Source organism: Lactobacillus sp. UMNPBX16, assembly GCF_002553775.1.
Classification (GTDB): domain Bacteria; phylum Bacillota; class Bacilli; order Lactobacillales; family Lactobacillaceae; genus Lactobacillus; species Lactobacillus crispatus.
Window position 1 is genome coordinate 51,690 of the sequence record NZ_PCYU01000022.1, and the last position, 8,980, is coordinate 60,669.

Annotated in this window: 11 protein-coding genes and 1 pseudogene; 5 read left to right on the forward strand and 7 right to left on the reverse strand. The window is 34.0% G+C overall.

The window, feature by feature from the left end:
* Positions 1 to 48: 48 nt before the first annotated feature.
* Positions 49 to 822: a Cof-type HAD-IIB family hydrolase gene (locus CP367_RS06395; protein ID WP_089145734.1), complete on the forward strand. Its 774-nt coding sequence runs from the start codon at positions 49 to 51 to the stop codon at positions 820 to 822.
* 37 nt (positions 823 to 859) lie between these two features.
* Here CP367_RS06395 and CP367_RS06400 read toward each other — a convergent pair whose 3' ends face one another.
* The 7 genes and pseudogenes from CP367_RS06400 to CP367_RS06435 form a co-directional block, all read right to left on the reverse strand.
* On the reverse strand, positions 860 to 2,074 hold the full coding sequence (locus CP367_RS06400; RefSeq protein WP_180706825.1) for an ATP-binding protein: 1,215 nt from the start codon (positions 2,072 to 2,074) through the stop codon (positions 860 to 862).
* A 127-nt stretch (positions 2,075 to 2,201) separates the two neighbouring features.
* Positions 2,202 to 2,579, reverse strand: coding sequence for an AraC family transcriptional regulator (locus tag CP367_RS06405; RefSeq protein WP_089145733.1), 378 nt, complete (start codon positions 2,577 to 2,579; stop codon positions 2,202 to 2,204).
* Positions 2,580 to 2,582: 3 nt separating this feature from the next.
* The gene (locus tag CP367_RS06410; RefSeq protein ID WP_089145732.1) at positions 2,583 to 2,894 is read right to left on the reverse strand and encodes a hypothetical protein; all 312 of its coding nucleotides are present in this window, start codon (positions 2,892 to 2,894) and stop codon (positions 2,583 to 2,585) included.
* Between the two features lie 41 nt (positions 2,895 to 2,935).
* Positions 2,936 to 3,602, reverse strand: a pseudogene (locus CP367_RS10980) (SDR family NAD(P)-dependent oxidoreductase).
* 279 nt (positions 3,603 to 3,881) lie between these two features.
* Entirely contained in the window at positions 3,882 to 4,214 is a 333-nt protein-coding gene (locus tag CP367_RS06425) for a toxin MazF (RefSeq protein ID WP_089145731.1), read from the reverse strand.
* The gene (locus CP367_RS06430; protein WP_005720719.1) at positions 4,204 to 4,470 is read right to left on the reverse strand and encodes a type II toxin-antitoxin system RelB/DinJ family antitoxin; all 267 of its coding nucleotides are present in this window, start codon (positions 4,468 to 4,470) and stop codon (positions 4,204 to 4,206) included. Before CP367_RS06430 ends, CP367_RS06425 begins: the two co-directional genes overlap by 11 nt.
* A gap of 166 nt (positions 4,471 to 4,636) precedes the next feature.
* Positions 4,637 to 5,947, reverse strand: a complete 1,311-nt coding sequence (locus tag CP367_RS06435; protein WP_013087079.1) for an NCS2 family permease — start codon at positions 5,945 to 5,947, stop codon at positions 4,637 to 4,639.
* Between the two features lie 183 nt (positions 5,948 to 6,130).
* On the opposite strand from CP367_RS06435, the gene CP367_RS06440 reads away from it, so the two are divergent.
* The 4 genes from CP367_RS06440 to CP367_RS06455 all read left to right on the forward strand — a co-directional run bounded on the left by CP367_RS06440 (position 6,131) and on the right by CP367_RS06455 (position 8,835).
* Entirely contained in the window at positions 6,131 to 6,856 is a 726-nt protein-coding gene (locus CP367_RS06440; protein WP_089145730.1) for a MerR family transcriptional regulator, read from the forward strand.
* 117 nt (positions 6,857 to 6,973) lie between these two features.
* Positions 6,974 to 7,825 carry a helix-turn-helix domain-containing protein gene (locus CP367_RS06445; RefSeq protein WP_089145729.1) on the forward strand — a complete coding sequence of 284 codons (852 nt, stop codon included), beginning with the start codon at positions 6,974 to 6,976 and terminating at the stop codon, positions 7,823 to 7,825.
* Between the two features lie 69 nt (positions 7,826 to 7,894).
* Positions 7,895 to 8,335: a choline-binding protein gene (locus CP367_RS06450; protein WP_089145728.1), complete on the forward strand. Its 441-nt coding sequence runs from the start codon at positions 7,895 to 7,897 to the stop codon at positions 8,333 to 8,335.
* A gap of 59 nt (positions 8,336 to 8,394) precedes the next feature.
* Positions 8,395 to 8,835 carry a hypothetical protein gene (locus CP367_RS06455; protein WP_098043533.1) on the forward strand — a complete coding sequence of 147 codons (441 nt, stop codon included), beginning with the start codon at positions 8,395 to 8,397 and terminating at the stop codon, positions 8,833 to 8,835.
* Positions 8,836 to 8,980 lie beyond the last annotated feature (145 nt).

Below are 8,980 nucleotides of genomic sequence, written 5' to 3' on the forward strand. Positions count from 1 at the left end.
TCGGTTAAAGTATAATATTAGTAGAAAATTCTTTAGAAGGTAAAAATAATGAGCAAACCTAAGATAATATTTTTTGATATAGATGGTACTTTAATTGAAAAGAAAAAATCAATTACACCTAAAATGCTAGAGACACTGCATGCTTTACAAGACAACGGCATTATGATTTGTATTGCATCAGGCAGACCACCAGTGCAACTGCCTAAGTTGGGTGTAGATTTTGATGCATATTTAACTTTTAATGGTTCTTACTGCTATAACGATCAAGACATTGTTTTTGATAATCCGTTAAGGCAAGGAGATGTCTTGCAGGTGATTCAAAATGCTCAGAAAATAAATCGGCCGTTAGCTGTAGCTACCAAAACACGGATTGCAGCTAATGGTGTTGATGAGGATTTAAAGGAATACTTTGCTATTGGTGGAACGGATTTGAAAGTGGCGCCAGATTTTGATGTGGTTGTCGATCAGGATACGGTTTATCAAATAATGGTAGGCTGTCGTGAAAAAGATTATGACAGACTTGTAGCTAATACGCAAAATGCTAAGGTAACAGCTTGGTGGGATAGAGCAGCAGATATTATTCCAGCTACTGGTAGTAAGGGTGTAGCAATTGAAAAAGTGTTAGATTATTATCAAATCCCTGTGAGCGAAGCAATAGCCTTTGGTGATGGCGGCAACGATATTGAAATGTTAAAGACTGTTGGTCACGGCGTTGCAATGGAGAACGCAACAGACGATGTGAAGGAAATTGCTGATGACATCTGTGGCAGCGTGCAAGATGACGGAATTTTTACTTATTGTAAAAAACATAATTTAATTTAAAAATAGGATCGACATGAGTTAGTCGATCCTATTTTGATCAGTTTTTAGAGCTTAATAACCAATCTTTAATATTGATTATTGGAATACCGGAAATCATTTCTTCATTTTCATATCGGCCAGTGATGACTATTTTTTTGTAGTTATTTGGAATTTGAAGTAAATTATCAGTTTCTCTAGTAGAATTTTCTGGAAGCTGGTAGGTTACTTGAATATATTGTTTATCATTTACCTTGGAAACGATGAAATCAATTTCTTTATTATCTAATTTACCAATTTGAACTGTGTAGCCCCGGCGAAGTAATTCGACATAAACTATATTTTCTAAAACACTACCGCGGTCATTATTTCTTTCTCCTAAAGCTTGGGTACGCAAACCAGTATCTACAATGTAATACTTACCTTGAGTAGAAAGAATCTTTCTCCCTCTAATATCATAACGACTAGATTTATAAAAAAGATATGCTTCTTCAAAATATTTAAGGTAACGCTGCACAGCGTTATAAGAGATATCAAAATTTGCTGATTTTAGTGTATTTACAATCTTGTTCGGATTAATTAATTGACCAATCGAATCTGCTAGATATTTAGCTACTAATGCAACTAATTCTGGTTCTCTTAATCCATTTTTGTAGCCGATATCATTGACAATAATGGTATTGTAAATTCCAGAAAGAATAGTTTGTTTTAATTCTTCTTTTGCTAACACTACCGCGGGGAAACCACCATATTTAATGTATTCATCATATAAGTTATCAATCTGACGCTCTGATGGTTCAGAAATATGTTTAAAATCTAGCATTTCTTTAAAAGAAAGAGGATAAACATGTATTTCTACATATCTTCCTGATAGTAAGGTTGCTAATTCTCCACTTAATAGATTGGAATTACTGCCAGTAATTGTGATATCAAGTAGAGGATTAAGTCGAAGGCTATTTACTACTTTTTGCCAATCTGATACATATTGGATTTCATCAAGTAGAATGTACATTCTTTGGTCACTAATAATTCGTTCTTTTAAGTATGAATAAAGCTTTTTAGGTTCATAAAGATCTATATTATCAAAGTCTTCAAAAGAAATATAAATGATTTGATTTTCATTTATGTTGTGTTTGAGTAAATATTCACGATAAAGCATTAAAATATAAGATTTGCCTGATCTTCGTACTCCCGTCAGTACTTTGATGAATTCTGTATTTTGAAATTGAAGTAATTGATTTAAATACTGTGGGCGGTTAATTAAATTTAACTGCATATTATTTCCTTCATAAAGTAAATTTTTAGCAATTTTCATATTATTTCCTTTATAAAGTAAATTATAGCAAAAATTTTATATTATTTCCTTTATAAAGTAAAAAAACAGAAAATATATCTGCTTTTTATTATTTATTCATTTTTTCACGATATTCGCTAATGCTCATGCCTTTCCAGATGCTGAAGGCACGTAAGAACGAATTAAATTCCTGATAGCCTAGAAGATAAGCAATATCGCTAGTTGTCATATCGGTGTTTTGTAAATAATTTAGCGCTAAAACTTCTCGGGTGGAGTTCAGTTGTTTTTGAAAAGTAGTGTTTTCGCTACTCAACTTTCTCTGTAAAGTCTGTTTAGAATAACCTAACTTTTTAGCTACATCGTCAATTGTAAATTCACCACTAGGGAGTAATTCGGTCAATATGCTACGTACTCTAGCACTAGTTGAATCATCAACGGATAATTCAGATAAGCGTTTAGTTAATTCAGGCTTGAAATAATCCCACATTGCTTAGTTATAACTAATAAAATTGACCTGCAAGTCTTTTTTGGCAAAAGTGATGGTGTTGCGTTTACCCGATTCGATTTTGCAGCCAAAGAAGTTAATGACCTGCTCATCATTGACGGGGGATGTCATTGTGATCTTCAGCGGGGAAATAGCTTCTTTGGTCGTCTTGCGCAAAAGTCCCACTAAAAATGCAAATTCTGATAAAACTAGAAAAGAGGGTAGGGAATATTGGCTTTTTTTAAGTGCTTCTTCAACGTTAAATTTATAATGAGAGAGTAGGTCTTCATAGCGACCATCTAAGATAAAGTGATTCATTCAAATACCATCCTTTTGATCCATATTATAAGATAAGTTGACTACTTTCTACTACCTTGTTCTTGCATCTTATAAACATTGTTCATGAGCATCTTCTTAGGTAACATTGGTGCTAATTTCATGAATGGTTTTTGGGCTGCAGTTAAACCAGCGGTAATGTTAAGCTTGCCTTCAATCATTCCTTCATACCCAGCTTTTGCAACACCTTCTGGACTAACCGCATGGGCGAATAATTGAGTTGAACTCAAATCACCACGATTGATAAAACCGGTTTGCATAGCGCCAGGCATTAAGCAGCTTACCGTAACGCCTGTGCCTTGTACTTCATGCCATAACGCATTTGACCAGCTTGTAGCGTATGCTTTAGTAGCGTAGTAAACGGCTTGAAGTGGGTCAGGCATAACGGCCGCGTTTTACGAAGTCAGGTAAAAATAATTTAGTTAAACGAGTAGGCGTTTCAATGTTAACGGCGATCATGGACATGTCTTGTTCCATACTTCTTTTAATGAATTCGCCTTGACCACCAAAGCCAGCATTGTTGATTAAGTAGTCAATAGTCCAACCGTTCTTTTTGCAAGTATCATAGATCTTTTGCGCAGCATCTGGTTGTGAGAGATCAACATCGATAATATGCGCCGTTACGTTGTACTTTCTACGGGCTTCTTTTTGTTGATCGGCTAATTTCTTAGCATTGCGACCAACTAGGATTAGTCACCCCCGTGTGAAGCATGAATGTTAACGAATTGGCTACCAATCCCACCGTATGAACCAGTAATTAAAGCAGTTTTTCCTTCTTGAGTTGTCATAATTGTTCCTCCTAAATAAATCTTTCATAACTTGATTTGTTGAAAATAGTATAGCGGCAATTTAGAAGAATCCGAACATCATAAAGCGTCAAATGATTATCAAAAGATGCCATTTGGATAAATAAAAACACAATCTCATATTTGAGATTGTGTTTAGGAACTAAATCATATAGTTTAATTCTTAGTTTAAATTTTCGTCAATAAAATCTTTTAATTTGCGTAAATCTGCTATTGAGAAATGGCCTCGGTATTTTTCGATATTTAAATCACTAATATTAACTATTAAATAATTTTTAGTATCAATGTATGATGGTTTATCTAAATTATATTTTTTCCAGTCAAAAATGGGAAAGTAATGCTTTCGGATATTTTCACTTTTTTCTTTATATTTTGAAGTAATTTTTAGCAGCCAAGCTTTACTGTTTAGTAATTTAATTATTAATACAGGCCTATTTTTTCCTCCAGGCTTATCAATGTAAGCAACATAAATATCTACAATATCATTAGTCCTCATCTAGCCAATCCTCAATTTCTTTTTTGGTTTTAGCTTCTTTGTGGGGGATTTTTGAGATGCTTTGAATTAATTCTCTTGAGGCTTTTTGTTCAGGAGTTTCTTTTAATTCAAATGGGATACCACCAGTTGCCACAACTTTCTTTAAGAACACATTTATTGCGGTAGTGGTATTGAGCCCTATATCTTGAAAAATTCCTTCTGCTTGAAGTGCTAGTGAGGAGTCAACATTAGCTTGAATTTTTTTATATGATTTCATTTTAGTCACAGCCTTTCTTTGATTATTATATCATCTAATAGAATCTGCTGTCATCATCCATACTATTAACAGACATCTTTTTAGAATAAAAACCAAGTAGACATGCTACTTGGTTAGATGGGGGTATCTATTAATGTAAAATTAAGATAGGGTTTATAAGATAGAATTATTTTACATTCAGCACAACGAAGTAGATTACGAAAACAATAAACAAAATCCACATCATTGGCGTGATTTCTTTGAAACGCTTGGCTGCGATCATTGATACAGGGTAGACAATCAAACCCCAGCCAAGTCCGTCTGAAATAGAGTATGTAAGAGGCATTCCCAATGCGATTAAGAAACATGGGATGGCAATTTCAAGATTAGTCCAGTGAACGTGTGCCAAGTTTTCGGCCATTAATACCCCAACAATAATTAAAGCGGGTGCTGTAACTTGGGTAGTGAAAACACTCAAAATTGGACTGAAGATAGTTGAAATAAGGAAGAAAATACCAACCCAAACGGCAGTTAAACCGGTACGACCACCAACAGCGATACCAGAACTTGATTCAACGAAGGCACCGACAGGTGAGGTACCAAGAACAGAACCGACCAACATACCACTGGAATCAGCTGCTAGAGCTTCACCAGCACGTGGCATCTTGTTGTCCTTCATCAGACCTGCTTGTTGAACCAAACCAATTAAGGTACCAGTGGTATCAAAGAAAGTAACAAGTAAGAATGTAAAGACAACGATCCACATTTGAACGGTATTAATATCGCCAATATGGAAGACTGCTTGACCAAAAGTTGGAGCAATGCTTGGAACTGAAGAGATAACGCCTTTAGGCATGGGAATTTGACCAGTCACTATGCCAAAAACAGCAGCGGCGATCATTCCGATGAAGATGGCACCTGGAACTCTGGCAATCATTAAGAAAATAGTAATGATTAAACCAAAGATAGTGATCCAAACAGTAGGGTTGTTGAGACTACCAATAGTAACTAAGGTAGAATCACTGTTTTGAATCAACTTACCACCTTGCAAACCGATAAAGGCGATGAATAAGCCGATACCTGCGGAAATAGCATATTTAATATCGGCAGGGATGGCATCAATGATCATTTCACGTACCTTAAAGACAGTTAACAAAATGAACAGAATTGATGCAACGAAAACAGCTGCTAAAGCAGTTTGCCACTTAACCTTCATGCCTAAACAAACAGTATAGGTAAAGAAGGCGTTTAAGCCCAAAGTTGGTGCGGAAGCAATTGGGTAGTTAGCGATAAGCCCCATTACGATACAGGTAAAGGCAGCCGACAATGCAGTAACGGTGAATAGAGCACCTTTATCCATACCGCTGGCACCTAGGACGTTTGGGTTAACGAACAGAATGTATGACATACTTACAAAAGTAGTAAGACCAGCCAATAATTCTGTTTTAAAAGAGGTATTGTTCTCTTTTAGATGAAAAAACTTACTGATAGAATTCATTTATTCCTCCATAGTCTGTATAATATGAACATTCAATTAGAATTATACTTAAATAGTTAATAATTTCAATAGAATAAAACGACTTTATTCGATTTTGATAATGAATACGCTTTATTTTGAAAAACTCTTGACCTTTACCTTGCGTAAAACCGTATATTTGAATTAGAAAGCAGGTGAAAAGTAATGTCAGAAAGACATGGAATTGGTGAAGTTGCTAAAAAATTGCAAGTAAGTACGCGTACATTACGTTTTTATGATCAAAAAGGGCTACTTAAACCAACTAAGGCAGAAAATGGCTATCGCTTTTATAACGAGGATCAAGTGCAGCAATTACAGGTGATTATTTATTTAAAAGAATTAGGCTTTTCTCTAGCTAAGATAAAAACATTATTGCAGGCTGACCATGCGCAAGAATCGTTGGCTTTATTGGTGAATGCGCAATTGCAGAGTAATAATGAAGAAATAGAAAAGTTTCAGACACAACAGAAGCAACTTCATGATTTGCAAAAAATACTAACCAAACAAAGTAATTTAGAATTAACTGACCTTACGAAGATGATGACTAATGAGACTATTTTAAAGAAGTTCAGAAGAAGAATGTTGGCTTATGGTTTATTGCTAGATGCAGTCGAGATTATAGGGATTATTTTAGCTTTCTATTTTGGCAAGCGGGGAAATGATATTGGTGTAATTGCTTCAGTTGGAATAATGTTACTCGTTGTTGTATTTGGTGCATTTAAGCTAAGTCTAAGCTATTACAAGGCAGTAGCGTATGTGTGTCCGCATTGTGGTCATACTTTTGTCCCATCGTTTAGAACATTCATGTTTGCGGCACATACGCCAAAGATGAGAAGACTGCGTTGCCCTAATTGTCATGAAAAATCCTATTGTTTGGAAATAGCGCGGTAATATTTCCTGGGGAATGGAGGAGCTGACATATTATTAAAATACTTCATTAGCATAATATATAAAGTATAATTATTGTGAATATAATGTATTGCTGATTAAGGAAATAAGGGATGAATAATGAGTAAAACTATTGGTATGGCTTTGAAAGAAAATAGGCTAGCATTGGGATATAGCAAGAAGCAGATGGCTCAGGGAATAATGTCAGCCAATAATTATGCACGTATAGAATCAGATGAGCAGAGTATTACTGTGGACAGGTTAATAGAGCTTTTAAGCTACCACAAGATTGATATTGGTAACTTTATAGTAGAGGTTGAGGATACTTATAAAGTCTGCCCTAGTAATTCAATATTAAGTCAGAGTAAATTATATTTGAAATTTACTAAAGCTTTTTATAGAAATGATATAAATAAAATTAGGTTGTATAGAGATGAATTGATTTCTTTGAATGCACCAGAATGGTTACAATTAAAAATTATTGTTGCTACTGCTTACATGGAAGATAAAATTTCAGAATTAAGTCCAACGATTAAAAGACGAGTTAATCATGAATTAATGAAAAATATTGATATTTCTTGGACAGAAAGTATCGCTGCACTAAAATTGTTTGGTAATACTATGTCATTATTTGATATAGAAACAGTAGACTATCGTCTTAGAGAAGTATTGAAAACCTATCCTCAAATTTCAGAGCTGCCACTTAGTCTTCAAAAGAATTTAGCTGGGTTATATTTGAACTACTGTCAATTTTGTTATGATAAACGACATTTAACATATATCAATGATATTGCCATTCAGATATATTCAACAGCTACAGTTCCGGAGATGTTCATGTATCGCTATATTTTTGAATATTATAAAGCGGTTTTTAATAAAAAAAGAGATGTAGCAAAGCAATTGCAAAGTTCAATTACTAATTGTGGATATGAGAGATATCTTAAAAATATTCCTGTACTTCCAAATATGTAATTAACTTCCGATTGTGGCTTTTCTATTTTCAAATTGTACTGGTAGATAGAAGATAGAAGGGTGATAATAATGAAACATAAAAAATTGGTTGGAGTAGCTAGCGCATTATTGACTGTATTAGGGCTAGGTATTACTACTACGGTTTCAGCAGATCCATTTTTAAATGTATTTGCGGCAAGTCAAGGAACTTGGACAATCACTAGTGTTCATGTACCAAGCTGGGGCGGAGGTTCAAGTGCAACGGGAAAGTCTAATCTTAAAAAGACAAATAGCAATTATGCTTCGTTTAATGCTGATGCTCTACAAAATCGTTTTGGCTATAATGTTCGTTTATGTAATAATCAAGGAGAGAGTAAATCTGACTATGTAGGATTGTTCAAAAACAAAACTACACGCGCAGGTAATAATGGTGGTATTAAAGGGTATCATTATTGGGCAGATGTTCATTCTCAGAACTTTGAGCCAAGTGAAAGTAATGTTAAGCTACACTTCAGTGCGGATTACAAATAAAAATCAATAATAAAAGCGGGCAGTTTTTTGGTCCGCTTTTATTATAGGGAGTATAAACAATGACTACCAGAAGAAAAATATTATTTAGTTGTTTATTTGCGTATTTATTGTTGGATGCATATCAGGCTATAGCTGTGTCTATGGATTATCTAAAAATGTTTAATAATTCGCACGGCAAATTGACTCCTAATGGTCAAGAAGCATGGAATATTTTTTATAGTATGCAATTAGCCGGCCCAAATAATAAAATATGGATGTATTTTATTAGTTTGATTTTAGTTCCAACTATCTTTTCATGGACATACATCTATATGAAAAATAGTTATTTCGAAAATATGATTATAACTAGAAAGCCATATAGGCAGCTAGTCTTAAATTCTTTAAAAAGTATAGTTTTAAAGATATTTTTATTAAAAGTAATAATAATTTTTTTGGAATTATTGATTATCAGTGGAATTTTTCATACGGTAGATTTTGAAACTGTCAAATCTTTTGTGTAAATAGATCTTTCTCGTAAATTGATTTTTTAATTATTTATTTAATCAAAGTAGGATTCTAAGGTGTCCTGAACCTGACCAAAGCCTTTATGAATTCGATTGAAATAACGGTCATTGTAGCTCATTGCCTGAATACCAATAAATGAAT

Bases quoted from the DNA above. Each gene is read 5' to 3' on its own strand.
- CP367_RS06400 (WP_180706825.1), bottom strand. From the start codon at position 2,074: ATGCAGTTAAATTTAATTAACCGCCCACAGTATTTAAATCAATTACTT.
- CP367_RS06410 (WP_089145732.1), bottom strand. From the start codon at position 2,894: ATGAATCACTTTATCTTAGATGGTCGCTATGAAGACCTACTCTCTCAT.
- CP367_RS06445 (WP_089145729.1), top strand. From the start codon at position 6,974: ATGAGTAAAACTATTGGTATGGCTTTGAAAGAAAATAGGCTAGCATTG.
- CP367_RS06425 (WP_089145731.1), bottom strand. From the start codon at position 4,214: ATGAGGACTAATGATATTGTAGATATTTATGTTGCTTACATTGATAAG.
- CP367_RS06435 (WP_013087079.1), bottom strand. From the start codon at position 5,947: ATGAATTCTATCAGTAAGTTTTTTCATCTAAAAGAGAACAATACCTCT.
- CP367_RS06395 (WP_089145734.1), top strand. From the start codon at position 49: ATGAGCAAACCTAAGATAATATTTTTTGATATAGATGGTACTTTAATT.
- CP367_RS06455 (WP_098043533.1), top strand. From the start codon at position 8,395: ATGACTACCAGAAGAAAAATATTATTTAGTTGTTTATTTGCGTATTTA.
- CP367_RS06450 (WP_089145728.1), top strand. From the start codon at position 7,895: ATGAAACATAAAAAATTGGTTGGAGTAGCTAGCGCATTATTGACTGTA.
- CP367_RS06405 (WP_089145733.1), bottom strand. From the start codon at position 2,579: ATGTGGGATTATTTCAAGCCTGAATTAACTAAACGCTTATCTGAATTA.
- CP367_RS06440 (WP_089145730.1), top strand. From the start codon at position 6,131: ATGTCAGAAAGACATGGAATTGGTGAAGTTGCTAAAAAATTGCAAGTA.
- CP367_RS06430 (WP_005720719.1), bottom strand. From the start codon at position 4,470: ATGAAATCATATAAAAAAATTCAAGCTAATGTTGACTCCTCACTAGCA.